The sequence below is a fragment of the Campylobacter concisus genome (genome assembly GCF_902460575.1).
GTDB lineage: Bacteria > Campylobacterota > Campylobacteria > Campylobacterales > Campylobacteraceae > Campylobacter_A > Campylobacter_A concisus_AW.
On the sequence record NZ_CABPUY010000002.1, the window covers coordinates 87,445 to 114,420 of the forward strand.

The following is a 26,976-nucleotide window of genomic DNA, read 5'->3' on the forward strand; positions in this document are numbered from 1 at the left end:
TTATTTAATGCTATATATAAGTAAGCGATTTATGATAAATTTCATATATAAATTTCTGAGATTTTTATCTACGTTATGTATTGTTATAGGTTTTGCCATACTTGTTTATTTTGCTTGCTATATTGTCTATTATCACAACAATAGGTTTGAAATAGGCCCTGGAATATTAATAACCAATATAGTTGTTTTTTTTATGAATATGATCTGGCCAGCCATTATATTGATAGATTGGCAAAATAACCCTAAGCACTTTTCTGGCTATTATCAACTCTTTTTGAATATATTTCTGATAGTTACTATTTTTTTTGATGGGGGATAACGTTGGCTTTTAATAATATTGGTCTAATTTTCGGATCTATTGCAAGTTTTATATTTTTGATTTTTTGGCTAAAAGAGTCTAAAAACAAGGGGCGAAAGTTTATTTTTAGGTATTTTTTCGTTTTTGTCGGTGCCACAATGATCATCCTAACAAATTTTATAAAAATTCCTAAAATTGTAGCATATGGCCTAGGTGATAGAAATTTACTCTATATCGCATTTGCTTGTTTATGTCTTCAGCTAATAGTTGATATTTGCTATCTTGCTTGTTCTTTTTTTGTAAATTTAAACAAATTGATAGATAAATACAAATAATTCTTTTATGAACTTTATCTAGGTGGAATTGAGGGGAAAGAGTAGAAATTTAAAGATAATGTTTATTTTGCTGAAAAAGAAAATACAACGACAGATATGGATAAATCAGAATTTGAAAAAGTAAAAAGTATTAAAGCTTATAAAAAGAAAGACGATGGAACAATATGTGTAAAGGACTTATTGTATAAAGACCACTGGGAAGTATATAAGGATAAAAAATCATACGAAAAGGGTAAACGTTCATTTGATGTTTGAGAAGATGGTAGATTTAAGGGTCAAAAATGAAAACAGATAGTATATGTGAGCAATATTCTAAAGAAAAAATAAAAATAAATACTTGGCTAGAAGATGATGTCTTTTTTATAGAAGGAGATACAAAAAGTTTAATGTTTTTATCTGACTTAATTAAAGCACAGGCAATGGAATTGAAAAATGACAATGTGTGCATTGGTCCAAATTTAGCAGGAAATAAATTTTTTTCTAAAAAAGCTAAATTCGGAATTTTAATTCATAATACGGACAGTGCAAAATAAAAAATATTCTAATAATATCTGGAAAAATAAAAGGAAAGTAGCCTCGATAATGTAGATAAAACTGGAAAGTCAGTTGTTATTGATAATTAAACTGGTGAATTTTTTATGCGGGAGGGGAAGGCTTTAAATATGACTACTAATATTTATGTAGAAATACTAAATGAAGATATGCCTGTTTGGCGTCCAGTCAAAGCAGTTTATTTAAAGGAAAATATTTTTAAGATAGTAGATAAGACCGATTTTGAAAAACTTGACGAGATGCTAGAATTTGGTTTTGATGATACTGTTGTATGTAAAAATAGCAATGGCAATTTTTATGCTGTAAAACTATATTCATAAAAGGAGTTAGTATTGGCGATTTGGCAATGTGATTTTTACATTTTACCGAGTAACAGCGATGAGGCGGTTTTAAATTTAGAAACATTTGATGATTCTATCTTTTGGCATAAAGTATCAGTTAATAAAGAAATTTTTAATAGTGTTGCTTCTGTTTTACCACAAGTAAAATCATGGTCGGATAGCTTGGACATTTATGGCAATCTAGAGGATAGCTGCCTGCAGATCTCTTTTGACAACAATGGATTGGTAGATGGGGCATTACTGCGTATAAATTTCACTAGCGAATATAAAGATATTTTAAAATTTATCATATCGTTCTGTGTCAAAAATGATTTTGAGATACTAACTAGCGAGCTTCAGAAACTGCCACTTTTGTATTCACAAATAGATCAATATATTGCTGGTTCTAAACGAAAAGAAAAATTTATGAAGTTGCAGAAGCTTATTTAATTGATTTTAAGTAGCAAAGAAGGCAAGGTACTAAGAAAATGAAGCGTTTTATTTTGGATATATTTAATAGAAATTTAAACGAAGATGAAGCCCAAGGATATTTTAAAAATAGCTTTATGGAAATGTCTGATGAAGAAAAAAGCTATTATTTAGGCAATGAAGATAAATATTTAAAATTTTTTATAGCACTTTTTGCTATCAAAGAAAAAGCATCAACAAGAATTCGTTTTTGTAACTACAAAAAAGCCACAAAGCTTCTTTTTGATGCAAAATATTCGCAAATCAGATTAGAAAATTTACTTAGAGCAAAAAGTATAACTTGCCAAGAAGATATTGAAATTTTTACAATGCTTAGCTTTAGGGACGCTTTTGGTGTGCAGTTTGCATATCGTATATATTTTTCTGAAATTTGTATCTATATCGCATCTTTGAGCGATTATTATTATATGGTTTATTGCAAAGATGAAAGCGAAGAGATAATAAAAAGAATGGCTATAAAATTTGGTCTTTATTTGAGGGGTTTGCCTAAATTTGTTGCGAACTAATAATATAAAGATTTTAAAATTTGGAAAATCAAATTTTTAAAAAATATAAATGGAACAGGCGATTGATGAAATTTGAAAATTTTTATAAAAATGTAAAAACAAGTAAGTATTTTGATAAGGATTCATTTATAGGACAAATAGTTCTTAACGGCATATGGTATGATGATAAATATTGGCGACTAGAAAAAGATCTGCTTGAAATTTATGATACATATAAATGTGAAGTAAAAATTCCAAGAGAACTGTTTGCAGGGATAGTGTCTATATTGGATGTTTTTATTATGCATAGTACTCAAGAGCTTATATTTGAGAAAAAGTCTATCAAAAGACCATATCTATCATTGGAATTTGACCCAAAAGAGAGACTGGAGGTGATAAGTAGCTACATATTTGGAATATATGATGGCGATATTAGAAGTGTTGATTTTGATTACATAGAGGACTTATGAAGTATTTTTATAAAAATTTAGCATATGAAAAATGTTATGATGAGAACTCATTTGTTGCAGGTCTTATGGATTATTTTGAGTGGAGTGATGAGAAGTATTGGCTATTAGAGAGCGACCTTATAGATATATATAAAAAATATCATAAAAAAGAGCTACCGATTAGGATAATGAGGGGTATAGTTTGGCTATTGAATACCCCTTTATATCACTTTGGCCCTTTCAAGGTAAAGACATGTGAGAGGTCTTTTAAAAAGAAAAGCAACTATCTAATCAGTCCTTTGAGACCCAGTATATTTGATAGAGTTAATAGGCTCAGGTCTTTAATCTTGACCGTGTCTCTAGATGATGATAAATTTTTCTATACAGATTTTATATATGCTCCAAAATAAAAGGTATGACGGCAATCTGATTAAAGGAGGTAAAATGAACTATTTAATAGGTTTTATTATTTTTGCCGGAGGGCTGTCTATCCTAGCGTTGCTTGGCTTGCTTTTTATATATAGGGAGCTAAAAAAAAGTAGTTGAAGGGCTACAAATTTGGCTTTTAAAGGTAATGAAAAATGAGTAATTTCTTTATATCTATTGGATTTTTGATAACTGCTATTCAAATTTTTGCTAGCAAGAAAATAGCAAGAGCATATGATAGTACCGACTACTCTTTGATGGGAGATTTCTACTTGCTTTCTGGTGTGGCGGCATTAGTTGGCGCCATATTATTTTTTTTGGCTCGGATATAGGTCTATTAAATTTAAAAATATCAAGAAAGAATTTGAATACAAATGGTGTAATAGCTGTGACAAAGCCATTAAAGTCGGCAAAGATGCCTCTTGGTGTCCAGACTGCGGCAAGCAACTAACGAAATTTAACGACAAGCACTGTAAAAAAGCATCTAAAATATAGCGCTCTTTCATTAGCTATGTAAATTCCATATAAATTCATTTAAAATTTAGGCGATATTGCCAAGATAGGAAGTGGTTTAAGGTTTATTATTTGCCGATCCGTTTGGTTAAAAAAAGGAAGTTTGGTTGGGTAGATTTTGGGATATTTTCATAAATGGCTTAATTGAAATAACAATAAAAAGTGGATCGCCACTATTGTATTGGGTGTTGTTTGATGTGGTTGGTCTAGCTTCTTTTAGCATTTTTTTGAGCATGATTGTGTTTGACCTGTGTTGTTTTGTTAAATACAGATCTGTTAAATGGTTTGATAAAAACATAATAATATCTTCTATTTTTGTATCTGCTATTTTGTGTGTGTTTTGTTTTTTTGTATATTAATTATAACTATGGGACATTGCGATATGTAGCAAATTTTTCATTTTTTCTAGTTGGAGCGGTTTTTGTTCGGACTATCTATAAGGAAGTAAAAGAAATATCAAAAAATTATAACAACACCACCAAAGCCAAACCTAAATTCTTTAGAATGCCTCGATCAAAAAGGCGTAAAGAAAATTTGAAAAATAATGCTAGAAAGTAGAAAATATGTTTAAACGCATAGGCTGGTCTTTTATAGGATTTATGTGCTTGCTTGACTGTATATCTATGTTAATACATAAAAATGTAAAAGTAGGTGAGAAGTTTTTTAAATTTGATGATGCTGGCAATTTATATCTTTTGCCAGCTTTTAGTTTTTTATTTTTGGGTATATATAGCTTTTGGATGGCTTTTAGAAAAGAGCCGCCAGTCGTACAAAGGCTAGAGGGCATGTGGTGCCCTGACTGCATGAAATTTTATCATATAGGTGAAACTACATGTGAAAAGTGCGGACAAGAGCTGCTAAAATGCTATAACACACACTATGAAACAAGACCAAAACCAAAGACCGAGCCGCTGTTTAGATCAAAGCCTAGAAATAAAAAGCGAAAGTTAAAGAGATAGGAAAGCAATAGCGATCGAGAGGATGTTATAGTAAAGCGAAAGAGAATAGATGAAATTTAGAAATTTTATATTATTTATAATCACTCCGTTTGATGTATTGGTTGCTACTTTAAAACCGCAACTTACGAAATGTTTATTTATTATCTTATTTTTGTCGGGATGCGGTATTGTTACTAGTGTAGATAATGACAATAAAGAATCTAAAATTTTGAGTATAGATCAAAGGATATCTACTAAAGAAGGATTGCTCTCTTTGATGGCACCTATACATAAGGATATAGGCGTTTTTTATGGAGTATATAAGGTAGAGGAAGGCATGGTATTGACTTGGGCTGTAAAAAATATGATGGCTTCAAAGCTTATTATTTCGACAGAGTCTTATCCTGGGCATACTTTTGAATCTGCAAAATATCTCAATCCAAAAAATATTAAAATTTTTGAAGAAGAGACAAAAACTAAAGAGAGTTTTTACAATACTACTACTAGTGCTAAATATAAAAAAGCATATCTTGATTATATAGATGGGGTTAAATGCAGGACATTTGTCCATGCGGACTTGAGGCAGATTTATCAGAATGTAATTGATGGTGAAAAGACATATACACAATACTATGATACATATTGCTCATTTTATCAGCCAAAAAACATTAAAAAACCAACAAATATGGTTAGACTACAATATGAGTATAGCTTTAATCGTAAATCAAAAGCATTTACAGATAGTAACAAAACAGAGCAGGAAGTCTTAAATGATATACACAATATATTTAGGCAAGACATACAAGCAATATTTTCTACCATAAAACTTGGCATGGATAGAGAAAAGATGAGGAAAGAAGGGCTTTTATTTGATAAACCATATAAAGCTCAGTTTTAGATAAAATTGCAATTGCAAATAATATGCAAAGAATTTAATAAAAATAGCTCATACATATATGGATAGACAAAAGATGCGTCAGCATGGGTTATTATTTAATACAAAATCAAAGGAGATAAAATGGAAATAAAAAAATTAATCATGTTTGCTTTGTTGGCATTTGTTTTTACAGCTTGCGCAGAAAAAGAATATATATGTCAAGACCATGAAAAAGATGGCGCAGTATGTGGCTATAGACCATAAGTAGCCATAAATATTTATAAACATAGAATTTAAATTTATAGGATGGGCTCAACAAATCCTTGTTTGCATGGAAAACTAGATAAAAGCTAGAGCCGAGCCATTTAAATGAATTATAAAAAATGTGGCGACAAATACGAAATAGTAGATGATTTGCGTTAAAATAAGCTTTTAAATTATAATAGATAAATCCCATAAAAGATACAATAACAAGACTTTATTATCATAAAAGGAACTCTAATGAAAAATTTAAAAATTATTTTTATATCTACACTACTAATCACATCAAACCTCTACTCAAGTGAAAAAATCCAGCCTAGCTTTGATTGTTCTAAAGCTAAAACAAGGGTAGAAAAACTAGTATGTTCTGATGAAGATATATCAAGAGTAGATAGAGATATGCAAAAAGCTTATGATCTAATGATGGGCAAATATGACCTTGCTTATATGAATGAAGAGGCTAAAGAGGAGATAAAGCCATATTTAGAAAAGCTAAAACAAAGTCAGATCGACTGGGTTAAGTATAGAGATAAGTATTGCAACACAAAAAAGGATGAAAAAGAATTTAATAGCTGCGTCTTTAGTAGATATGTTAATAGAATACAATCTATAGTGCCAAGCTACGACTGGAGAACAGGTTTTTCAATAAATGATAAAAACAGCACAAATGATCTATGCTATAACTACTTTACTCAAAAATTCTGGATGGACTCCCCAAAGCCTGTAAATAAAAATAACCCACCTTATGGAGAAGATAAAGAGTTTTATGAGAAATTCCTTAGTCTTTATTTGAATGATAGTGTAGCTAGTAAAGAGACAAATGATACGGTTCATCACTACTATTCAAAGATTGAAGCTTCCTCATTAACATTTACCGTAGAGTGTGTAGGTATAGATGGAGAAGAAAAAGATATATATGATCTAAGAAGTAAAACATATAAACCTTATTGCATGGGCTTTAGTTTACAATTCTATGATTTTTTGGATGGTGAGTATATAAAACCTGGAAAAAAACCAGAATCTGGACTTAAATTTAAAGAGGTAGAAGAGACCAAGGAGGAGTTTAAAAAGAGAGGCTTAGACTATGAAAATGATGATAGCTTTTCAACAGAGGTTTTTAAAAAAGTTATGAAAAATGATACTAATGCGGGTTTTAATTTTCCGATATATAGTGATAATGGTGACGCAAATATACTTTCAGATGGAATGGTTAGGATGCTTTATGCTTCAAATTTACATGGAAAAGAGAGAAAAGATAAATTCGGAAGATATGCATATCCTGATGGTTATTCTAGTTCACCCACTTTTATGGTAGCTGATAAATTTTTCTTTAGAGTTTTTGCAGGAGAACATGGTAATAAGCTTATATGTAGAATGCCTATCCAAAGCAGGTTTAAAGATAGAAATGATACTAAGCTTATAAGAGAGTATCTTGATCAGTTTAAGGAGTTTTAATGCCAATAAATGAGAGAAATGCTAGCAATTTTAAAGATAAACTAAGAGATACACTAAAAGATGCTGAAGGTTTTATGCACTACTTGTATTATGACACTAAAAATATAGCCACCATAGGTTGTGGTTTTAATGTAACTTTAAAAGATATATTACAAAAAGTTTGTGATAAGAAATATTCTGATCCTAAGATGGATGAAAAAGAATTTGCTGGATTACTTAATACTATTAACGGGATAGGGGTAAAAACTAATGGAAATTTAAGATCTAAGGTATCAGAGTATCTAGAGAGCATAAAAACAGAAGATGGAAAAAGTGCTAAATTTGGCGAATTTAAGTTAGACGATGACCAAATCGGCGATATATTGCCAGAGGTTGTTGAAATATTTAGAGATGGTCTAAATAAAAAATTAGCCTATACCTCTATAAGCCCACAAGAGAGTAAAATAGATAAATATAGCATAGGTAGTAGAGAATATATAGCTCTAATGAGCATGACATATAATAATCCAAGCCTTGTAGGAGATGGCCTAAAAGCTCACTTAAGAGCTAAAAACCGCTTTGGAGCTTGGTATGAGATAAGATATAAGAGTAACGCAGATAATGATATAGGTATAGCTAAACGTAGATTTATAGAGTCAAATGAATTTGGACTATTTGAAAGTAGTGAAAATAATGAAGCAATTAATAATAATGACCTAACAAACATAAGCATAAACGCAATATCCTTTGAAGAGTGCTTAGATCTTTTCTCTCTTTTAAATGTGGCAAAGATAAAAGATAAAGATGAGCCATCTATAACCTATCTACAAAACGCTATAGCTTATGAGACTACTAAGGAATTTAAAGGCAATAGAACTATAGCTGGCTACTCAAGGGGAAATGCTGACTTCAATACACACTACAGAAAATACAACACTATCTTGCAATTTTTTGCAGATAAGATAAATGCTCTTTTAAAAAATGTCACCTCAAAGACCTTTAAGCTAGAAGATATCTATGTGATCACCACAAAAGATGATAATAGCCATAATATCTCAAGGATAAATAAGCTTTTAAAGATAAGAGCGGAAAATGGCGAGTTTAAGCCTGAAGCTAAGAGAGATATCTTGCTTATATATCCAACAGCTTCAGCCCTTCCTGTAATGCCTATCCAACCAAAAAACACGACCTTTACTATCGTCTTAGCAGATAACACATCGCTTGATTGTTCAAATTTAAACCCAGATGGAAATAGCAATGAGAGTGAGATAGTGCTTATGAACTATAAGCAAGATGTAAGAGAGCCTAATAAAAACTCAAGAGATGAAGAGATAAGCTTTATAAAGCCTTCTACAAATGGTGAGACTATCATCTACAAAAACGATAACGACATTTTCATATCACAAGATGAGAAATATGCCTTTAATAGCGGCAATGTAATAACTCTTAACTTCTTTGAGAAAATGAGCTTTAATCTCTTAAATTTCGCCAAAGAAAACAGCTATAGCATAAGAAGCGACAAGGCTTCAAGTATGTTTGATATAAAGCTAAGGCTACCAGACGCTACTGATAGCATCTCTACAAAAAATGAAGGAAATTTCAACCTAGTAGTGAGTGATCTGATCATAAAAGATGAAGAGGGTAAAAGCTATGATATAAAAGAGGTGTATCTTCATAATGGTGAAGATAAAAGGGTCTATCCCTCTTACTACCTAAAGAAAAATGATGATAAAGACGCAGATAGTAATAGTAGCTCTAAAAACTCATATACGGCTAAATTTAGAATAAATATAAATTTAGATAAAAACTCTACAGGCTTTAAAAAGACTTCAAAATTTATCATAGCCACATTTGATCTAAGCAAAGAGTATGACACTGCCGAGATACATGCCAAAGAAGATACTGCTGTTGTTACTTTAGCTAGTAAAGATAAAAAAGATGGAGGCGCTGAGTTTGATATCAAAGTATCTACAGTCGCTTATCAAAAAAATATAACTGAGATCAGGCTAAATATTTCAGAAGGTAGTGACATAACAAATCTAAGCATAAAGGATACTTTAAATTTAGAGGCTGTTTATCTACCAAACAAGGGAGATGATGACTACAAAGAGATAAGCTGGGCATATAAGGTGATAAGAGAGGATAAATATAATAGTGAGGTGGTAGGCAAGGTAGCAGGGGCGATAAATTTAAGCGAAGAGAAATTTAAAGGCAAAAAGATCACTTTTAGTCCAAAAGATGATATAAAAGATAAAGAGCTACTAAAGAAACTAAATCATGGCAACCATATCATAATGTTTTTTGCCTATCTAAAATCACCTGCGTTTAATACTAATTTTGGAAAGACGCATATTAGAGTAGATATAAAAGCACCTATCTATTTAAAATACTCTAATGGCAAGCTTTGTATATATGAGTTTGGGCATACTGATGCTACTATGTGCTTTGATACAAGCTTGTCTGATGATATCTTTGGTAAAGAGAGCAAAGATGAGAAAGTAGAGCATATGCCTAAAGGAACGTACTATATAAGCTCAAATTTAAATAGCGGGGATATAGATATATATGAAGATGATAAGCTAAGTGAGACATGCTACCAAAGCATAGATGGCAAAGATAGATCATATATAGAGCCATGTAAAATTTATGCAAGAGATAGCAATATACAAAGAGCATCATCTACAAAAAGTGGGATAAATTTGATAAATAGTGAGAATAAAAACAGATTTATCCAAAAATTTAACGAAGTAAAGCAAAGAGTTGGGCTAGATAGCAAAGAGGTTAAGCTAGAGGTTGAGTAGGGAGCGATATTCTAGTTTTATATTTTGGCATTTGTAATAACAGACAAGCAAATTAGCTAAATTTTAGCTATCTTTTAATGTATTTGCTACTACTTTCCATTCGCATTTGAGCTTTTCAAGGCTAAATTTAGCATTTGCAGGGCTAGTTGATGGTAGTTTTATCACCTCGTTTTTTGTCGCTTTTATGATCTCTTCTTCTAAGTATTTTTTGCAAATTTCATAAGCTTTGCCACCGTTTGCATAAACTTGCCTGATATTTGCCTCTTTAAATATCGGATTTAAATTTACAGGCACGATCTTGCTCATTTTTGCGTCGCTCGAGCCCTCTATCTCGCACGAGATCGCAGCGTCGTAGATAGCGATGCGGTGAGCGAGCAGGAATTTTATCTTTTCATCCGTGCTTTCTGGCACATCAGCGTTTAAAATCCCAGCCAACACCCGCCAAAAGCGGTTTTGCGGATTTGTATAGTAAAAGCCAAATTTACGAGAGATGACCGACGGAAACGAGCCTAGGATCAAAATTTTAGAGTTTTTATCAAAAATGGGCTTAAAAGGATGTATTTGGCTCATATTTCACCTTTTAAATTTGAAAATTTAGCCGCAAATAAACGGCTAAATTTAGTGAAATTTTCTCTTGCCTCTTAAATTTGGCAAGAGAAATTTAAATTTACTCAGCGCTTTGCACGCTCTCAGCGCTCTCTATCTCGTCGCTAAAGTCAGCCAAGCTTAGGCGTTTTAGCTGGCGGTAGCGTCTTTGCGCGTCGGCTTTGTTTTTAGCCAGTAGCTCGTCTGCGTGCTCAGGGTTGGTCTTTTTAAGCGAGTTGTAGCGAACTTCGTTTAGCAAAAATTCTTCATAAAGCGACCAATCAGGCTCTTTTGAGGTGATTTTAAGCGGATTTTGCCCCTCTTTTAAAAGGCGCGGATCGTATAGGTATGTCGGCCAGTATCCGCACTTGGTCGCTAGCTCGCCTTGGCCGCCAGAGAGCGCCAAGCCGCCTTTGATGCCGTGAGCGATGCACGGAGAGTAGGCGATGATGAGGCTTGGGCCGTCATAGGCTTCGGCTGCTGCGATCGCTTTTATCACGTTTGCTTGGCTCGCGTTTGAGTTGATTTGCGCTACGAAAATATTGCCGTAAGTCATCGCGATGTAGCCAAGGTCCTTTTTCTGAGCTGGTTTGCCACTAGCTGTAAATTGCGCTATCGAGCCTGCGCGGCTTGATTTTGAGCTTTGACCGCCAGTGTTTGAATAAACTTCGGTGTCAAGCACTAGCACATTTACGTTCTCGCCGCTTGCTAGCACGTGGTCAAGTCCGCCAAAACCGATATCATACGCCCAACCGTCGCCGCCGATGATCCACTGCGACTTTTTGACGAGAAATTTCTTAAGCTCTAAAATTTCTTTTACGCCTGGCGCGTTTAAATTTTGCTCTAAAATAGGCAATAAATTTTTCGTGATCTCTTGCGTTTTAACGCCATCATTTTTGAAATTTATCCAGTCGTTGTAAAGCGCTGAAAGTGCGTTTGGCACGCTATCTATGTTGTTTCTCATTATATCTTCGATGCGGTGGCGCATAGTCTCGATCGCTACGTTCATACCCATGCCAAACTCGGCGTTATCTTCAAATAGCGAATTTGCCCACGCAACGCCCTTGCCTTCGTCATTTGTGGTGTACGGAGTAGATGGGGCTGAGCCGCCATATATCGAGCTACAACCAGTTGCGTTTGCCACGATCATGCGCTCGCCAAAAAGCCTTGTAATAAGCGTGATATACGGAGTTTCGCCACATCCCGGGCAAGCGCCGTGGAATTCAAATAGCGGCTTAGCAAAGCCAACGCCCTTAACGCTCTCTTTATTCATGAGATCGTCTTTGTAAGCGACTTTTTTAAATAGATAATCAGCGTTTTCTTGCTCGTTTTTGCCTAGCTCTTCTTCAAGCGGCACCATGACGAGCGATTTTTCCTTGCTCGGGCAGTTTTGCGCGCACAGCTCGCAGCCGGTGCAGTCTAGCGGGCTTACTTGGATTTTATATTTTAGCCCCTTGACCTCTTTGCCTTTGGCTTCTAAATTGTGTTCTTTGACTCCATCAGGAGCTGCGTTAAGCTCGCTTTCGTCTATCAAAAATGGCCTGATTACAGCGTGTGGGCAGACAAATGCGCACTGGTTGCACTGGATGCAGTTTTGCTCGATCCATTTTGGCACCATGACGCCAACGCCGCGCTTCTCGTAAGCTGTCGTGCCAGCTTCAAAGTGGCCGTCCTCGTAGCCTATGAAGGCTGAGACTGGCAGGCTGTCGCCACGAGCCGCATTTATCGGCTTTACGACGTTTTCGATGAAGCTGTTGCCGATGTATTTTTCCTCTTTTTGCTCATTATCTGCTAAATTTGCCCACGCAGGATCAACCGGCACCTTTATAAGGCCGTTTGCGCCGACATCGATAGCGTTGTAGTTCATCTGCACGATCGCCTCGCCCTTTTTAGCGTAGGCTTTGTGAGCGTACTCTTTCATATATTTTTGCGCATCTTCAAATGGTATGATGTCAGCAAGCTTGAAAAATGCCGACTGCATTATGGTATTTGTGCGGTTTTTAAGTCCGATATCGTGTGCCAGCTTTGTTGCATTTATGATGTAGAAATTTATATTTTTGCTAGCTAAAATTTTCTTAACTTTATTTGGTAGCTTTGCTATGGTCTGCTCTGCGTCCCAGATAGAGTTTAATAAAAATGTGCCGTTTTCTCTGATGCCGTCAATAACGTCGTAAATTTCAAGATATGCAGCGACTGAGCAGGCTACAAAGTGCGGGTTTGAGACGAGATAAGTCGAGCGGATCGGCTTTTTGCCAAAGCGAAGGTGCGAGCGTGTGTAGCCGCCTGATTTTTTACTATCGTAGGCAAAATATGCCTGCGCGTAAAGATCAGTCTTATCGCCGATGATCTTTATCGAGTTTTTGTTTGCGCCCACGGTGCCGTCAGCGCCAAGTCCGTAAAATAAGCACTCTTTAACGCTCTCGTCGCTTAGTGAAATTTTCTCTCCAGTTGGCAGTGACGTAAAGGTTACGTCATCGACGATACCCACTGTAAAGCCATCTTTTGGCTCGCTTTGGTTTAAATTTTCAAACACAGCTAGCATTTGCGCAGGATCGACGTCCTTTGAGCTTAGGCCGTATCTGCCGCCAACTATTACTGGAGCGTCCTTTTGTCCGTAAAACGCTGCTTTTATATCAAGATATAGTGGCTCGCCAAGGCTGCCAGGCTCTTTTGTGCGGTCAAGAACGGCTATTTTTTTCACGCTCTTTGGCATCACGTCAAATAGATACTTTGTGCTAAATGGGCGGTATAAATGCACCTTAATAATGCCCACCTTTTCGCCTTTTGCGTTTAGATAATCAACGACCTCTTCAAGGGTCTGTGTCACTGAGCCCATAGCTACGATGACGCGCGTAGCCTCCGGATCGCCGTAGTAGTTAAATGGCTTGTAGTCTCTGCCAGTGATCTTTGAAATTTCAGCTAGATACTCTGCTACGATATCTGGCACTGCGTTATAAAAGCGGTTGCTTAGCTCTCTTGTTTGAAAGTAGATATCGTCATTTTGCGCTGTGCCTCTTGTTTTTGGGCTCTCTGGGCTTAGGGCTTCGTCTCTAAATTTTTGTAGCGCCTCTCTGTCAAGAAGTCTGTCAAAGTGCGCGTAGTCCATCACTTCTACTTTTTGAATTTCATGGCTCGTTCTAAAGCCATCAAAGAAGTGTAAAAATGGCACTCTGCCCTTTATCGCTGCTAAATGCGCCACGCCAGCGATATCCATCACCTCTTGCACTGAGCCGCTTGCTAGCATAGCAAAGCCAGTTTGACGACAGGCATAGATATCTTGGTGGTCGCCAAATATTGAAAGTGCCTGTGCCGCGAGCGAGCGAGCTGAGACGTGGATGACACCAGGGAGGAGCTGGCCTGCGATCTTATACATATTTGGAATTTTTAAAAGTAGGCCTTGTGAAGCTGTGTAGGTCGTAGTTAGCGCGCCAACTTGTAGCGAGCCATGCACCGTGCCAGCTGCGCCGCCTTCGCTTTGCATTTCGACCACTTTTACTGGCATACCAAATAAATTTTTCTTGCCCTGCGCTGCCCAAAGGTCAGTGTAGTCAGCCATAGGCGAGCTAGGAGTGATAGGGTAAATTCCAGCTACTTCGGTAAATGCGTATGACGCGTAAGCTGCGGCCTCGTTTCCGTCCATAGTTTTCATTATTTTTGACATATTTCCGCCTTAAAATTATCTTAAAAATGGCTTTATTATAAGGAAATAATCCAAAATTTGTCATTAATCTCTATCATTAAAAAATTAAAATTTATAAATAACTAAGATGTAAGTCAAATTTTAATATTGTAGGGTCAAAGTAAAAAGGATGAAATTTTGATAAATATTCATAAAATAGCCTATTTAAGGGTTATCGCGCTAGCTTTTGCAGCTTTTATATTTAATACAACTGAGTTCGTGCCGGTGCCGCTTTTAAGCGACATAGCAAAGGATTTTGGCATGAGTACGGCTGATACTGGGCTCATCATCACGATATATGCGTGGAGTGTGACGATACTCTCGCTACCTTTTATGCTTTTAACTGCAAATTTAGAGCGAAGATCGCTACTTTTAAAGGTTTTTATCATCTTTGTTGCTTCTCACGCACTTTGCGCTGTTGCTTGGAATTTTACTGTTTTAGTCATAGCTCGCGTGCTAATAGCCATCTCACACGCCATATTTTGGTCGATCACCGCTTCGCTTGCTGTTAGAGTGGCCCCTATCAATAAAAGCTCGCAAGCTCTGGGGCTTTTGGCACTTGGCACATCGATGGCGATGATACTTGGCTTGCCGCTTGGCAGGATTTTAGGCGATAGTTTGGGCTGGCGTGTCACATTTGGGCTGATCGGGCTTTTTGCTGTGGGCGTTGGCGCTTGGCTATATAAAATTTTACCGCTTTTGCCTAGCAAAAACTCAGGCTCGCTAAAGAGTTTGCCAGAGTTAGCAAGAAATGGCTTTTTGATGGTGATATTTTTGCTAACCGCTATCGTTATCAGCGCGCATTTTAGCACTTATAGCTACATCGAGCCGTTTGCTAAAGATATAAGTGGATTTGATGGTAAATTTATCACCATATTTTTGCTTTTATTTGGCGTTGCTGGTATCGTGGCAAGCGTGCTTTTCTCTAAATTTTATAAGCTCATACCAAATGCCTTTACAGCTATCTCAATAACGATCATTTTAGCCTGCTTGCTGACGTTAAATTTGATCGCTACAAATGAGACTTTGATGCTTGCGCTTGCCTTTATCTGGGGGCTTGGCATAGCTGGGATAAATATGAGCTTTCAGATAAAGGTGCTAAATTTAGCCTCAAATGCCACGGACGCTGCGATGGCGATATATTCAGCTATTTATAATATCGGCATAGGAGCTGGCGCGCTAATAGGTCATCAAACGATAGTTCATCTTGGCGAGCAAAATATTGGCAACGTTGGCAGCGTTTTTGCAACGGCTGGACTTGTCATCTTTCTCGTTGCAGCGGTTAAATTTAAAAAGGCTAATTAAATTTAGCCTTTTTAAAAAACCAAAAACGTTACAAATTTCTACAAATAAGTGATAATAAATATCATAACTAAGAATAATTTTAGCTAAGCTTTTTTATAATCGTTATCAGAAAACAAATAAAAATTAGGAGCTTGTTATGTCAGTTTTAGTTATCGGAGCAGATGAGATAACGCCTATTAAGGCTGTTTTGCATGATTTGGGAGCTGAGAAGATAGAGCACTGGGACGCTAGAAACGAAAACCGCGTAAATCGCAAGCCGATCCCACAAGATACTGAGTGCGTGGTGATGCTCACTAGCTTTTTAAACCACAACACGATGAAGACTATTAAAACTCAAGCAAAAAAGAGAAATATCCCTATCGTTTGTGCGAAAAGAAGCGTCAGTTGCGTATTTTGCGAGTATTGTAAGGTCTTTGGCCTAGATAAGGAATTTGGATGCAAAGAATAATAGATGAAGTTCGGGTTTTTATCAGATATTGGCGAAATAACTCCAAGTATTTTTGCAAAGCTTGACAAGCTTTCGCGTGCGAAAATTTTTATCGCACTTTATAATGTTGGCGTAGAGAGTGAGCTAAAGATCCCGCTTTCTTACGCTAAATTTCTAAATTTCAAAGACATTTTTGAGGCTAGGATAAATTTCTTACTGCGTGATAAATTTTTAAATTTCAAACCAGTTGATAGCTTTTGCATGCCTTCAAACGTCGTTATAAATGCTTATTTGAAAAATGACTTTAAAGGGTTGAGATTTGTAGCAAAAGAGCCAAAAATGGCAGCTGCAAAGATGATAAAGATGCTTTATAGAAGCGGGGAATTTGAGTTTTTCATTGACGCAGCGCAGATGTTTTGCCAGTTTGTTTATGATAAAATACGCCTCCGCCATCAGGACAAAGAGGTCGTGTTAAATGGCGGTGTCATTTCGGTCAAAAAGGGTGGCAAAAATTTGCTCAGCGTCATGCCAAGCTTTAAAAGAGTGAGCTTTGATGATATGAGAAATTTAAACGACGATATCGATGCAGCTGTTTGCGCGCTTGGTCACGAGTGTGAGATGGTCTATATCGTTTGCCCTAGAAATGAGGAATTTAGGCGGCACGTTGAGGTTAGACACTGCTTTGCAAGAGGGTGCATAAAGCTCGTGCCTTATACGATTATTAGTAAAATTTTTTAAAAAGGATAAAAATGATAGGTATAGTTTTTGGAAGCAGCATGGGAAATACCGAAGATGCAGCAAAGCTTATAAGCGAGGGTTTGGGGCTTGAAAACGAGCTTTTAAACGTCTCTGACGTGGATGGGGCAAAGATAAATAGCTTTGATAAGCTCATCCTTGGCACATCGACTTGGGGTAGTGGCGATCTTCAAGATGACTGGGATGCGTTTGACTTTAAAGCGTTAAATTTAAGTGGCAAAACGGTTGCTGTTTTTGGCATGGGCGATAGCGAGAGCTACTCAGATGAGTACTGTAACGGCATGGCAAAGCTTTACGATGAGGTCGTAAAAGCTGGCGCAAAGGTAGTGGGTGAGGTTAGCACTGATGGATATACATTTGATGGCTCTGATGCCGTAAGAAATGGCAAATTTGTAGGTCTAGCCCTTGATGCTGATAACCAAAGTGACAAAACTGAGGGTAGAATTTCAGCTTGGATCGAGCAGATAAAACCATACTTTGCGTAATTAATTTAGCTAGATCTTCTAGCTAAATTTATATATCCATAGCCGAGATGAAGCTTTTTATCCTCTCATTTTGGCTGTTAAAAAACTCATCTACCAAGCCATCAAAGGCAATCATGCCTTTATCTAAAAACAAAATTCTATCAGCTATCTTTCTAGCAAAATTCATATTATGAGTGACGATGATCATGGACTTTTTCTCTTTTGCAAGAGATAAGATGACCTTTAAAACTTCAGCCTCAAGCTCTGGATCTAGCGCACTTGTAGGCTCATCAAGTAGCAAAAAGTATGGATTTACAGCTAGCGCTCTAGCGATGGCTACACGCTGTGCTTGTCCGCCTGAGAGCCTGTTTGGATAGGTATCTTCTTTGTGGCTAAGCCCTACTTTAGCTAAAAGCTCTTTTGCCTCTTTTATCGCCTCGTTTTTGTCTTTCTTTTGAACGTAGATCGGAGCTTCGGTGACATTTTGAAGCGCTGTTAGGTGTGGGAAGAGGTTGAAGCTTTGAAAGACCATGCCTGTTTTTTTACGAATTTCTAAAAGCTCTTTTGAGCTAAGCTTCTCTTTAAAATTTACTCTCCTATCATCTACCTCTAAAGTGCCACTTTGTGGGATCTCAAGTAAATTTATGCACCTAAGAAGCGTTGATTTGCCACAACCAGATGAGCCAACTATCACGGTCGTTTGCCCCTCTTTAAAGCTTGTGTTTATGTTATCTAGCACCAAATGATCGCCGTAAGATTTGCTTATATTTTTAAAATTTATAGCCATTAGACATACCTTGAGACAGCTTTTTCAAGCCTTGATTGAAGATAGGTTAAAAGTGTGCAAACCACTAGATATATGAGTGCTGCTAGGATGTAGAGGATGAGTGGCTCAAAGGTCCTTGCTGCGATCCTTTGAGCGACCATAAACATATCTACCATTGTTATAGAAGCTGCTAGTGAAGTGTCTTTAACAAGGCCTATAAATGTATTTGAAAGCGGAGGGAGTGAGATCCTCACTGCTTGAGGTGCAATGATGCGCTTTAAAATTTGATAGTGCGTCATGCCAAGCGATGTGGCAGCCTCCCACTGACCTTTTGGCACAGAAAGTATGGCAGCCCTTACAGACTCAGACGCATAAGCGCCCACGTTTAGGCTAAATGCGATAGTCGCCGCACTCCAAGTATCAAGCGTGACGCCGATGCTAGGAAGTCCGTAAAATACAATGAAAAGCTGCACAAGAAGCGGCGTGCCACGAAATATCCAAACATAGGTGGCAAATATAAATTTTAAAATTTTTATATTTGAAAGCCTTGCTACTGCTGTGATAATGGCGATGACAAGCCCTAGCGAGAACGAGAGCAAAGTAAGTGGGATCGTCACTTTTAAAAGCGCGATGATCATCGGTAGTGTCGAGCTTGAAACAAGCTCGATCACTCTATCTAAATTTTCCATTTTTGCCTTGTTGGTTTATAAATTTATTTTGAGACGTCTTTGCCAAAGTAGCTTTTTGAGATGGCTTCTAGTTTTCCTTCTTTTGAAAGTTCGTTTAGTGCATTTGAAATTTGCTCTGCAAGTTCGGCGTTGTCTTTCTTAACAGCTGCTGCTGTGTAGTCTTTTTCATCAAGTGAGGCAGCTATCTTTACAGGTGCGTTTGGACGCTCTTTTATAAAGTCGTAAAATACGATGTTATCTCTTACAACAGCATCTACACGCCTTGATATAAGAAGTTCCATGCTTTTAGCAAAACTGTCTGTTACGACGTGTTCAGCACCGTATTTTACAGCAACTTTCGCCCAGTTACTAGTCGCTGAGTCGGCATCTTTTTTACCTTTTAGATCAGCAAAACTTTTTATATCGTTATTGTCTTTTCTAGTGATGATAGCGCCAAATGTCACAGTATAAGGCACTGAAAAAGCATATTTTTTCTTTCTCTCATCAGTTATACTAACTTGATTAAACACAACGTCTGCTTTGCCAGCGTCAAATGCTGCTAGCATCGCGTCCCATGGAGCTGTTAGAAACTCAACTTTTAAATTTAGCTTTTGCGCTACTGCTCTTGCGATATCTACGTCGTATCCCACTAACTCATTTTTGTCATTATAAAATGTAAAAGGAGCGTAAGTGCCTTCTGTTGCTACTGTTAGCACGCCATCTTTTATAGTTTTTGCTTGCAAATTTAGAGCCATTGCAAGCACTGCTACTACTTTTAATAAATTTGTAAATTTCATTTTGATCCTTTATTTTGAAATATCTTTTCCAAAATATTTCATCGAAATTTCGCTTATCTTACCCTCGGCTTTTAGCTCATTAAGCGCTTTGTTTATCGCTTCTAGTAGCTCGGTGTTGCCTTTTTTAAGAAGTGCAGCTGTTGGCATCGGCTCGTTGCTAGTGTATGCGATCTTGAGCGGTGCATTTGGGCGTTGTTTGATGTAGTCAAAAAATGTGACGTTATCATTTATCGTATCATCAGCTCTTTTTGAGATGATAAGCTCCACGCCTTTGCTAAAGCCATCAGCTACGACCACTGTTGCGCCGTTTTTCTCAGCTATCGCTGCCCAGTTGCTAGTTGCAGAGTGCACGCTTTTTTTGCCTTTTAGATCAGCAAAACTTTTGATATCGTTATTATCTTTATGCACGACTATTACGGGATATGGCATGGTGTAAGGCACGCTCATATCATACTTTTTCTTTCTATCTTCGTTTATGCTAACTTGGTTAAAAACAACATCAGCTTTGCCAGCGTCAAATGCAGCTAGCATCGCGTCCCATGGAGCTGTTAGAAACTCGATCTTTAAATTTAGCTTCTTTGCTACAGCTTTTGCGATATCTACATCATAACCTACTAGCTCGCCCTTTTCGTCATAAAATGAGTAAGGTGAGTAAGTGCCTTCAGTTGCAACTATAAGCTCGCCTTTTTTGATAGTTGAAGCATTTAAATTTAAAGCTAAAAAAGCACCTGCGATAAAGCCAAAAATGGGCTTAAAATTCATTGATTCTCCTTATTTAGAAATGTCTTTGCCGAAGTATTTAAGCGAAATTTCGCTTAAAACTCCTTCTTTGCTAAGCTCATTTAGGGCATTATTTATCTTATTTAGTAGCTCTTTGTTACCTTTTTTAACAATCGCAGCCGTATACATAGGCTCATCACCAGCTTCGATGATCTTTATAGGGGCATTTGGATGTTGCTTGATGTAGTCATAAAACATCACCGCATCATCTATCGTATCATCTGCTCTTTTTGTGATGATCAAATTTATCTGATCGCTCAAACTATCGGCCACAACTAGCTTGGCACCATACTTTTCAACGGTTGGTATCCACATGCTATTTACTGAATGCACGCTTCTTTTTCCTTTTAGGTCAGCAAAGCTTTTGATGTCGTTATTGTCTTTATGCACGACGATGGCTGAGTAAGAGAGCATATATGGCACGCTGTAGTCATACTTTTTCTTTCGCTCATCGGTTATGCTAACTTGGTTAAACACCACGTCCGCTTTGCCAGCGTCAAATGCCGCAAGCATCGCATCCCACGAAGCTTCGATAAATTTTGGCTTTACGCCTAGTTTTTTAGCCACGGCTCTTGCTATCTCCACGTCATAGCCCATTAGCTCATCTTTTTCATTGTGAAATGAAAATGGCGAATAAACGCCTTCTGTTGCTATCCTTATGACGCCATCTTTTTTGATCTGCTCGTAAGAATTTGCTAAGGCAGAATTTAAAGAGAGCAAACAGCCAACTACGCAGAGCACACCAAATTTAAAAGCACTAGAAAATTTCATACAAAACTCCTTATTAAGAAAAATAAAATCAATAACGGAATTTGCAAAAAAAGATAAAAATTTAAGATTTATGCAAATGTCAGTCGCAACTGCGACCTAGGTAATATCTTGGCGCTATTTTATCACAAAAATAAAAGGGCGGCGTCTCACTCCGCTAAAAGTGAGACCGCTAGAGCTTTTACCCCCTTAAAATCAACCTTGCCGCTTGCAAGCGTTGGTATATCATCAACGATAAATATATAACTTGGCATCATTATAGGAGCTAGGCTGCTTTCTTTTAAAATTTGCTCGATATTTTCAGGCTCTGTGCCACTTTTTACTAAAAGTGCGATCGCTTCGCCTTTTTTGCTATCTGGCACGTTTGCGCTGCTAAAGACTACGTCGCCCCCAAGTACCTTTGCAAGCTCTTCTTCGACGCTTCCAAGGCTTATCATCTCGCCGCCAATTTTAGCAAATCTTGAGTATCTATCTACGATAAACACAAAGCCGTTTTCGTCGATGTGGCCTTTATCGCCAGTTTTATAGTATCTTACGCCATCAATGTGCGTGATGACCTCGCTTGTTTTGGCTTCGTCGTTTAGATAGCCCTTCATCACCTGCGATCCGCCGATGACGATGAGTCCGTCTGTGCCAGTTTCTAGCTCTTCAAGCGTCTCTGGGTCGATTATTTTTATGATGGTGCCAGGTAGAGGCATGCCAACGCTGCCAGGTCTATTAAATGTAAGCTCTTTTAGGCTCTCTTTTTCTAGGATATTTGGCATATTTACAGCAGCTACCGGCGCCGTTTCGGTCGCGCCATATCCTTCATAAATTTCTATGCCAAATTTGAGCCTAAACTCGTCTTTTATCTCAGGTTTTAGCTTTTCAGCCCCAGCTACGACCATTCTGGCACTTTGAAACATCAGCGGATGAAGCTTTTTGTTTCTGGTGTAGAGCCTAAAAAACGTTGAGGTGCCAAAGATGATGCTAGCACTGTGTCTTGCGGCCATTTTGCCGATAGTCGCTCCATCTGTTGGGTCAGGCACGCTTACCATTTTTATGCCCTCGCAAAGCGGCATTAGCGTGGTCACTGTTAGTCCAAATGAGTGAAATACTGGGAGTGAATTTAAGATCACGTCATCTTTTTTGAAATTTAGAAGTTCGCTTATTTGCTTAATGTTTGCAAGTAAATTTTTATGGCTTAGCTCGATGCCCTTTGGCTCGCCCTCGCTGCCGCTACTAAATAAAATGGTTGCCGTATCCTCTAAGTTTACTGGCTTAAAATAGCAAAGCTTAATAAGCCAAGTTGGAGCAAAAAAGGCAGTTAAAAGCGCTAAAATTTTCTCCTTTTTTGAGACGCTAGCTGAGAGATCTTCTGCAAATTTAGCCTTGCCACTCATCGCATCTTTTAGATCAAAGCCCTTAAGTGCGAGCTTTTCAAGAAATTTGCTAGATGTGATCACCGTGTTTATATTTGCCTTTCTTAGGGCGTGATTTAGCGAGGTAGCATTAAGCGTATAGTTTAAATTTACGCTTACTTTGCCCATGGCAAGAAGCGCCATATTGACGATAGCTGCGATGCTTGAGCTAGGTAGCAAGATGCCTATATTTTTCTCATCTTTTAGTTCGCGTTTGAAAATTTTGATAAAGACTAAAACAGCTGTTATAAATTTCAAATTGCTTAAATTTAACCCTGTGCTGTCGCTCACGCACTCTTTAAATTTATCCTCTTTTGCGTTGTTTAGCCATTCGCTTGTTAGTGGTTTTTGCCTTGAGATGAAGCTCTCCCACGATGAAAAGCTAAGCTCAAGCACCTTTTGCTTCATCTTTGCAGCGTTTATAAATGTAGTTATTGGCTTACCAAAGGCGACGATGATGTCGCGTCTGCCGTTTTTAGAAGTGAGATCTTTGTAAAATTTACTAGCTCTTGAAAAGCTAGATCCCCAAAGGCCACGAAGATAAAATGGCACGATGCAAATTTCTTCTAGATCTCTGATGATAAGCTCAAAGCCCTTTTGAAATTCATTTATCTGGCCGTTGTAGCTGATGTGACCCTCTGGGAAAAGTGCGACCACTTCGCCTTTTTTTAGGCACTCTCTAACTAGCTCGATCGACTCTTTGCTAGCGCCTGCGCCTATTGGGATCACTTTAAAAAATTTAAAAATTTGCTTTAGATACCATTTGTTATAGATCGTTCTATACATGACAAATCTTATGCCCCTTGGACTTGCAGCTTGAAGCACGAGCCAGTCGATCCAGCTGATGTGATTGCCAAGAAGTAGCGCGCCACCACTTTGCGGTAAATTTTGAAGTCCTTCAACGAAAAAGCGGTACTTTGTCTTTAAAAATGGTAGTAAAAGTAGCCTTGTAAAAAGGTGTGGAAGCTGTAAAATGGCGTAAAAACTGCCGACTAAGCAAACAAGCGCTGTAAAGACAAAGAGCCCGGTGGTTGAAATTTCAAAATATACTAAGCCTATGCCAATGGCTAGAAATAGTAGCATTGATACGTTTTGCAAGAAGTTGTTTGCCGCCATTATCTTGCCGGTGCTCTTTTGTGGGGCAAAGTACTGGATCATCGCATTTAGCGGCACTATAAATATGCCTCCAAAAAAGCCAAATGCAAACGAACTAAGGCTTACTACGCCGATATTTGATCCAAAAGCGAAAAATAATAGCGAGAAAAATATACCAATAGCGCCCATCGGTACGATACCAAGCTCGATGTGTAGCTTTGACATAGAGCCAGCCACGTATGAGCCAAATGCGATACCTATGGCGCTTACTGCAAGGATTGCCTGCACTGCTAGAGAGCTATCGTCATTGAAAACCGCCTTGTAGTGAGCTGGGAAGGCTGCTATGATGATCTGAGAGATGCCCCAAAATATGCTAAGTCCAGCGATGCTTAGCCAGATGTTTTTATCTGATCTTACCTCTTTTAAATTCTCTCTTAAGTAGCTAAGGCTGATGTATTTTTTGAGCTCAAATTCTCCGCTTTGTTCGTTTATTTCGCTAATATAAGGTAGCTTGTAGGCAAAAAATGCTTCAAGCGCGCTAAAAACAACCAAAAAGATGCCGATAGGATAGACGCTTTTTAAAATTTCTTCTGAGTTTTCGCCTTGTATGTATAAATTTTCAAATATAAATGAAAACAAAAATGAGCTAACAAGTATCGCTACGATTGTAAGCGCTTGGATGACGCCGTTTGCTGTGCCAAGTCGCTCAGTGCCGACAAGTGCTTTGATGATGCCGTATTTTGCTGGCGAGTAGATCGCACTTTGAGCAGCTAGTATGAGTGTGAGTGCAAATGCCACGCCAAAGGCACCCAAAAGGTAGCTAATAAGCACCGCAACGCTGATAACAACGCCAAAGACGGCGCAAATTCTAATAACCTTTGTCTTTGCAAATTTGTCATTTATAAAGCTTGAAGGCGAAAATAAAAATATAAATGGAAGCAAGATCATCGCATTTATAACGGCTGTTAGGATAAAAAGCGTGTCGCCTGAGTAGGTCTTTAAAAGGACGTTTTGAATTGTTATTTTGTGCGCCAGATCGACACTTGCGTTTAAAAACGCGATCGCAAGGTAGGGCAAAAAGCCAGTGACTTTTAGTAAATTCCTCATGAATAAAGCCTTTTTGGATTTAAAATTTTGTAAATCTAACAGCAAAATATTTAAAATATCATTAATAAAAAACTCTAACCATAAATTTTGTGATGAAATTTCTTTGAAAAAATTTAAATTTTATATGCTTTTTGATAAAATCTGCCCATCAAAAATAAGGAAAAATTTATCATGGACTATGAAATCATCGTCGTTGGCGGCGGACATGCTGGCATTGAGGCGAGTCTTGCGGCTGCTAGAATGGGCAAACAAACTTTACTGATCACAATATTAGCCGAGCAAATAGGCGCTGCAAGCTGCAACCCAGCCATCGGAGGCCTTGCAAAAGGGCATCTTGTAAAAGAGATCGACGCGCTTGGCGGTCAAATGGGGCTTACAACTGATGCTGTTGGTATCCAGTTTCGTGTGCTAAATGAGAGCAAAGGCCCAGCAGTACGTGGTAGTCGCGCTCAGATCGATATGGATAGATACCGCGTTTATATGAGAAATTTGCTTTTAAACACTCCAAATTTAGAAATTTCTCAAGAGATCGCCACTGAAATTTTAAGCGAAAATGGCGAAGTAACTGGCGTTAAAACCCACCTAAACAACATCTATAACGCAAAAAAGGTGATAATTACAACTGGCACATTTTTAAACGGGCTAATCCACGTTGGATTTAACAAACTTGAAGCTGGTCGCGTGGGTGAGCTAAGCGCAAAGGATCTAAGCTCTAGCCTAAGAGAGCTTGGGCTAAATTTAGGCAGGTTAAAGACTGGAACATGCCCAAGGATCGACGCAAAAACGATAAATTTTGAAATTTTAGAAAAGCAAGATGGCGATGCAAAGCCAGTTGCATTTAGCTTTAGAACTAAAAATTTCTCCCCAACGCAGCTGCCATGCTACATCGCCTATACAAACGAAACCACACATGAGATAATCCGCTCAAATTTTGACAAAGCGCCACTTTTTACAGGTCAGATCGAGGGTATCGGACCAAGATATTGCCCTAGTATTGAGGATAAGATAAACCGCTTTGGCGACCGCGACAGACACCACCTTTTCATCGAGCCTCAGACCCTTGAAGCGACAGAGTACTACATAAACGGCTTTTCAACGAGCCTGCCTTATGAGGTGCAAGTGCAGATGCTACGCTCTGTAAAGGGCTTTGAAAACGCCAAAATAGTAAGGCATGGATACGCCATAGAGTACGACTATGTCGAGCCAACGCAGCTAAAACACAGCCTTGAGACCAAAAAGGTAAAAGGGCTATACTTGGCTGGGCAGATAAACGGCACGACTGGATACGAGGAGGCCGGCGCTCAGGGGCTAATGGCTGGCATAAATGCAGCGCTTTCACTTGATAACAAAGAGCCGCTTATCTTGCGCCGTGATGAGGCTTATATCGGCGTTTTGATCGATGATCTTGTCACAAAAGGGACAAAAGAGCCATATAGGATGTTTACGAGTAGGGCAGAGTACCGCTTGCTTTTGCGTGAAGAAAATGCCATTTTAAGGCTTGGCGGATATGGTCATGAGCTTGGGCTGCTTGATGATGAGACTTTTAACGAGATAGAAAACATAAGAAGAAATTTAAAAGAGGGGCTGGAGTTTTTAAACGAGACTCAGATCACGCCAAGCAAGGCAAATTTAGAGCTTTTAGCAAGTCTTGATGAAGAGCCGATCAGCCAAAATGTGAGTCTTCAAAAGATCGTAGCTAGAAAGAGCTTCACGGCTGAGAAACTAAGAAAGCTTAATGAGAGATTTGTAAATTTAGACGATGCGAGCATGGATCAAATTTTAACCGAGTGCAAATATCAGCACTACATCAGCGAACAAAAAAATCAGATAGAAAAAATGAAAGATATGATGGATGTGAAAATCCCTGAAAATTTCAACTTTAGAAGCATAAGCGGACTTAGTAATGAAGTGGTCGAAAAGCTTGAGAAATTTGCCCCTCCAACACTTTTTGCGGCGAGTGAAATTTCAGGTATCACGCCAGCAGCTATCGATATCTTGCATATTTATATAAAAATGAGCGAGAAAAAGGCTTAAATTTAAGCCTTTTATGGTTTTAAAGTTTAACTGGCGTTTAAAATTTAAAACAAAGTCACTCGTTTTTAATAGTTGCTATTTATAATTTTTTAAGTTTAATAAATTTTATTATTAAAATTTTCTATTTTACGGGAGCTAAAATAGAAAATTTTTTATCTTAATGTTTA

General features: G+C 37.6%; 26 protein-coding genes. 18 read left to right on the forward strand and 8 right to left on the reverse strand.

Features of this window, described 5'->3' with window-relative positions; translation table 11 throughout:
- Positions 1-729 precede the first annotated feature (729 nt).
- The 13 genes from F3G76_RS10455 (at position 730) to F3G76_RS04500 (ending at position 10,178) form a co-directional block, all read left to right on the forward strand.
- Complete coding sequence (locus F3G76_RS10455; protein ID WP_159071634.1) at positions 730-888, forward strand: hypothetical protein; 159 nt, start codon at positions 730-732, stop codon at positions 886-888.
- Positions 889-914: 26 nt separating this feature from the next.
- Positions 915-1,166, forward strand: a complete 252-nt coding sequence (locus F3G76_RS04455) for a hypothetical protein (RefSeq protein WP_107930926.1) — start codon at positions 915-917, stop codon at positions 1,164-1,166.
- A 129-nt stretch (positions 1,167-1,295) separates the two neighbouring features.
- A complete protein-coding gene (locus F3G76_RS04460) occupies positions 1,296-1,505 on the forward strand; it encodes a hypothetical protein (RefSeq protein ID WP_107930924.1) in 210 nt (69 codons plus the stop codon).
- 12 nt (positions 1,506-1,517) lie between these two features.
- Entirely contained in the window at positions 1,518-1,955 is a 438-nt protein-coding gene (locus F3G76_RS04465; RefSeq protein ID WP_149706041.1) for a hypothetical protein, read from the forward strand.
- 38 nt (positions 1,956-1,993) lie between these two features.
- Complete coding sequence (locus tag F3G76_RS04470) at positions 1,994-2,500, forward strand: hypothetical protein (RefSeq protein WP_149706042.1); 507 nt, start codon at positions 1,994-1,996, stop codon at positions 2,498-2,500.
- A 65-nt stretch (positions 2,501-2,565) separates the two neighbouring features.
- Positions 2,566-2,949: an Imm41 family immunity protein gene (locus tag F3G76_RS04475; protein ID WP_103607539.1), complete on the forward strand. Its 384-nt coding sequence runs from the start codon at positions 2,566-2,568 to the stop codon at positions 2,947-2,949.
- Positions 2,946-3,338 (forward strand): Imm41 family immunity protein, encoded by a 393-nt coding sequence (locus F3G76_RS04480; RefSeq protein WP_103616619.1) that lies wholly within the window; start codon positions 2,946-2,948, stop codon positions 3,336-3,338. Before F3G76_RS04475 ends, F3G76_RS04480 begins: the two co-directional genes overlap by 4 nt.
- Positions 3,339-3,509: 171 nt before the next feature.
- Positions 3,510-3,686 (forward strand): hypothetical protein, encoded by a 177-nt coding sequence (locus F3G76_RS10460; RefSeq protein WP_180996597.1) that lies wholly within the window; start codon positions 3,510-3,512, stop codon positions 3,684-3,686.
- A gap of 744 nt (positions 3,687-4,430) precedes the next feature.
- Complete coding sequence (locus F3G76_RS04485) at positions 4,431-4,826, forward strand: hypothetical protein (protein WP_107805472.1); 396 nt, start codon at positions 4,431-4,433, stop codon at positions 4,824-4,826.
- A gap of 49 nt (positions 4,827-4,875) precedes the next feature.
- Positions 4,876-5,703 carry a hypothetical protein gene (locus F3G76_RS04490; protein WP_149706043.1) on the forward strand — a complete coding sequence of 276 codons (828 nt, stop codon included), beginning with the start codon at positions 4,876-4,878 and terminating at the stop codon, positions 5,701-5,703.
- A gap of 120 nt (positions 5,704-5,823) precedes the next feature.
- Complete coding sequence (locus tag F3G76_RS10890; RefSeq protein WP_257784944.1) at positions 5,824-5,946, forward strand: hypothetical protein; 123 nt, start codon at positions 5,824-5,826, stop codon at positions 5,944-5,946.
- A 237-nt stretch (positions 5,947-6,183) separates the two neighbouring features.
- A complete protein-coding gene (locus F3G76_RS04495) occupies positions 6,184-7,398 on the forward strand; it encodes a lysozyme inhibitor LprI family protein (RefSeq protein WP_149706044.1) in 1,215 nt (404 codons plus the stop codon).
- Complete coding sequence (locus F3G76_RS04500) at positions 7,398-10,178, forward strand: hypothetical protein (RefSeq protein ID WP_149706045.1); 2,781 nt, start codon at positions 7,398-7,400, stop codon at positions 10,176-10,178. Before F3G76_RS04495 ends, F3G76_RS04500 begins: the two co-directional genes overlap by 1 nt.
- Before the next feature lie 63 nt (positions 10,179-10,241).
- Here F3G76_RS04500 and F3G76_RS04505 read toward each other — a convergent pair whose 3' ends face one another.
- Positions 10,242-10,748 carry a DNA-deoxyinosine glycosylase gene (locus tag F3G76_RS04505; protein WP_149706046.1) on the reverse strand — a complete coding sequence of 169 codons (507 nt, stop codon included), beginning with the start codon at positions 10,746-10,748 and terminating at the stop codon, positions 10,242-10,244.
- Between the two features lie 97 nt (positions 10,749-10,845).
- Positions 10,846-14,424 carry a pyruvate:ferredoxin (flavodoxin) oxidoreductase gene (gene nifJ, locus F3G76_RS04510; RefSeq protein WP_149706047.1) on the reverse strand — a complete coding sequence of 1,193 codons (3,579 nt, stop codon included), beginning with the start codon at positions 14,422-14,424 and terminating at the stop codon, positions 10,846-10,848.
- A 156-nt stretch (positions 14,425-14,580) separates the two neighbouring features.
- Here nifJ and F3G76_RS04515 point away from each other — a divergent pair, with 156 nt between their 5' ends.
- From F3G76_RS04515 to fldA, 4 genes are all read left to right on the forward strand, one after another.
- Entirely contained in the window at positions 14,581-15,747 is a 1,167-nt protein-coding gene (locus F3G76_RS04515) for a sugar transporter (RefSeq protein ID WP_149706048.1), read from the forward strand.
- Positions 15,748-15,883: 136 nt separating this feature from the next.
- The gene (locus F3G76_RS04520; RefSeq protein ID WP_002939277.1) at positions 15,884-16,195 is read left to right on the forward strand and encodes a DUF2325 domain-containing protein; all 312 of its coding nucleotides are present in this window, start codon (positions 15,884-15,886) and stop codon (positions 16,193-16,195) included.
- Between the two features lie 3 nt (positions 16,196-16,198).
- Complete coding sequence (locus tag F3G76_RS04525) at positions 16,199-16,912, forward strand: UDP-N-acetylmuramate--alanine ligase (protein WP_148786544.1); 714 nt, start codon at positions 16,199-16,201, stop codon at positions 16,910-16,912.
- Between the two features lie 11 nt (positions 16,913-16,923).
- Positions 16,924-17,415 (forward strand): flavodoxin FldA, encoded by a 492-nt coding sequence (gene fldA / locus F3G76_RS04530; protein WP_103647379.1) that lies wholly within the window; start codon positions 16,924-16,926, stop codon positions 17,413-17,415.
- Positions 17,416-17,443: 28 nt separating this feature from the next.
- Here the strand turns inward: fldA and F3G76_RS04535 are convergent, their stop codons facing one another.
- The 6 genes from F3G76_RS04535 to F3G76_RS04560 form a co-directional block, all read right to left on the reverse strand.
- Complete coding sequence (locus F3G76_RS04535; RefSeq protein ID WP_149706049.1) at positions 17,444-18,181, reverse strand: amino acid ABC transporter ATP-binding protein; 738 nt, start codon at positions 18,179-18,181, stop codon at positions 17,444-17,446.
- Positions 18,181-18,849 (reverse strand): amino acid ABC transporter permease, encoded by a 669-nt coding sequence (locus F3G76_RS04540; protein ID WP_021089366.1) that lies wholly within the window; start codon positions 18,847-18,849, stop codon positions 18,181-18,183. Before F3G76_RS04540 ends, F3G76_RS04535 begins: the two co-directional genes overlap by 1 nt.
- Before the next feature lie 23 nt (positions 18,850-18,872).
- Complete coding sequence (locus F3G76_RS04545) at positions 18,873-19,625, reverse strand: amino acid ABC transporter substrate-binding protein (RefSeq protein ID WP_103576605.1); 753 nt, start codon at positions 19,623-19,625, stop codon at positions 18,873-18,875.
- Between the two features lie 9 nt (positions 19,626-19,634).
- The gene (locus tag F3G76_RS04550) at positions 19,635-20,387 is read right to left on the reverse strand and encodes an amino acid ABC transporter substrate-binding protein (protein ID WP_012001170.1); all 753 of its coding nucleotides are present in this window, start codon (positions 20,385-20,387) and stop codon (positions 19,635-19,637) included.
- A 9-nt stretch (positions 20,388-20,396) separates the two neighbouring features.
- Positions 20,397-21,176, reverse strand: a complete 780-nt coding sequence (locus tag F3G76_RS04555) for an amino acid ABC transporter substrate-binding protein (protein WP_149706050.1) — start codon at positions 21,174-21,176, stop codon at positions 20,397-20,399.
- Between the two features lie 146 nt (positions 21,177-21,322).
- Positions 21,323-24,775 (reverse strand): acyl-[ACP]--phospholipid O-acyltransferase, encoded by a 3,453-nt coding sequence (locus tag F3G76_RS04560; protein ID WP_149706051.1) that lies wholly within the window; start codon positions 24,773-24,775, stop codon positions 21,323-21,325.
- 171 nt (positions 24,776-24,946) lie between these two features.
- Here F3G76_RS04560 and mnmG point away from each other — a divergent pair, with 171 nt between their 5' ends.
- A complete protein-coding gene (gene mnmG / locus F3G76_RS04565) occupies positions 24,947-26,809 on the forward strand; it encodes a tRNA uridine-5-carboxymethylaminomethyl(34) synthesis enzyme MnmG (RefSeq protein WP_149706052.1) in 1,863 nt (620 codons plus the stop codon).
- Positions 26,810-26,976: the final 167 nt, after the last annotated feature.

Coding starts and splice junctions, on each gene's coding strand:
- F3G76_RS10455 (WP_159071634.1), top strand. CDS start 730: ATGGATAAATCAGAATTTGAAAAAGTAAAAAGTATTAAAGCTTATAAA.
- F3G76_RS04455 (WP_107930926.1), top strand. CDS start 915: ATGAAAACAGATAGTATATGTGAGCAATATTCTAAAGAAAAAATAAAA.
- F3G76_RS04460 (WP_107930924.1), top strand. CDS start 1,296: ATGACTACTAATATTTATGTAGAAATACTAAATGAAGATATGCCTGTT.
- F3G76_RS04470 (WP_149706042.1), top strand. CDS start 1,994: ATGAAGCGTTTTATTTTGGATATATTTAATAGAAATTTAAACGAAGAT.
- F3G76_RS04475 (WP_103607539.1), top strand. CDS start 2,566: ATGAAATTTGAAAATTTTTATAAAAATGTAAAAACAAGTAAGTATTTT.
- F3G76_RS04480 (WP_103616619.1), top strand. CDS start 2,946: ATGAAGTATTTTTATAAAAATTTAGCATATGAAAAATGTTATGATGAG.
- F3G76_RS10460 (WP_180996597.1), top strand. CDS start 3,510: ATGAGTAATTTCTTTATATCTATTGGATTTTTGATAACTGCTATTCAA.
- F3G76_RS04485 (WP_107805472.1), top strand. CDS start 4,431: ATGTTTAAACGCATAGGCTGGTCTTTTATAGGATTTATGTGCTTGCTT.
- F3G76_RS04490 (WP_149706043.1), top strand. CDS start 4,876: ATGAAATTTAGAAATTTTATATTATTTATAATCACTCCGTTTGATGTA.
- F3G76_RS10890 (WP_257784944.1), top strand. CDS start 5,824: ATGGAAATAAAAAAATTAATCATGTTTGCTTTGTTGGCATTTGTTTTT.
- F3G76_RS04495 (WP_149706044.1), top strand. CDS start 6,184: ATGAAAAATTTAAAAATTATTTTTATATCTACACTACTAATCACATCA.
- F3G76_RS04500 (WP_149706045.1), top strand. CDS start 7,398: ATGCCAATAAATGAGAGAAATGCTAGCAATTTTAAAGATAAACTAAGA.
- F3G76_RS04505 (WP_149706046.1), bottom strand. CDS start 10,748: ATGAGCCAAATACATCCTTTTAAGCCCATTTTTGATAAAAACTCTAAA.
- nifJ (WP_149706047.1), bottom strand. CDS start 14,424: ATGTCAAAAATAATGAAAACTATGGACGGAAACGAGGCCGCAGCTTAC.
- F3G76_RS04520 (WP_002939277.1), top strand. CDS start 15,884: ATGTCAGTTTTAGTTATCGGAGCAGATGAGATAACGCCTATTAAGGCT.
- F3G76_RS04525 (WP_148786544.1), top strand. CDS start 16,199: ATGAAGTTCGGGTTTTTATCAGATATTGGCGAAATAACTCCAAGTATT.
- fldA (WP_103647379.1), top strand. CDS start 16,924: ATGATAGGTATAGTTTTTGGAAGCAGCATGGGAAATACCGAAGATGCA.
- F3G76_RS04535 (WP_149706049.1), bottom strand. CDS start 18,181: ATGGCTATAAATTTTAAAAATATAAGCAAATCTTACGGCGATCATTTG.
- F3G76_RS04540 (WP_021089366.1), bottom strand. CDS start 18,849: ATGGAAAATTTAGATAGAGTGATCGAGCTTGTTTCAAGCTCGACACTA.
- F3G76_RS04545 (WP_103576605.1), bottom strand. CDS start 19,625: ATGAAATTTACAAATTTATTAAAAGTAGTAGCAGTGCTTGCAATGGCT.
- F3G76_RS04550 (WP_012001170.1), bottom strand. CDS start 20,387: ATGAATTTTAAGCCCATTTTTGGCTTTATCGCAGGTGCTTTTTTAGCT.
- F3G76_RS04555 (WP_149706050.1), bottom strand. CDS start 21,176: ATGAAATTTTCTAGTGCTTTTAAATTTGGTGTGCTCTGCGTAGTTGGC.
- F3G76_RS04560 (WP_149706051.1), bottom strand. CDS start 24,775: ATGAGGAATTTACTAAAAGTCACTGGCTTTTTGCCCTACCTTGCGATC.
- mnmG (WP_149706052.1), top strand. CDS start 24,947: ATGGACTATGAAATCATCGTCGTTGGCGGCGGACATGCTGGCATTGAG.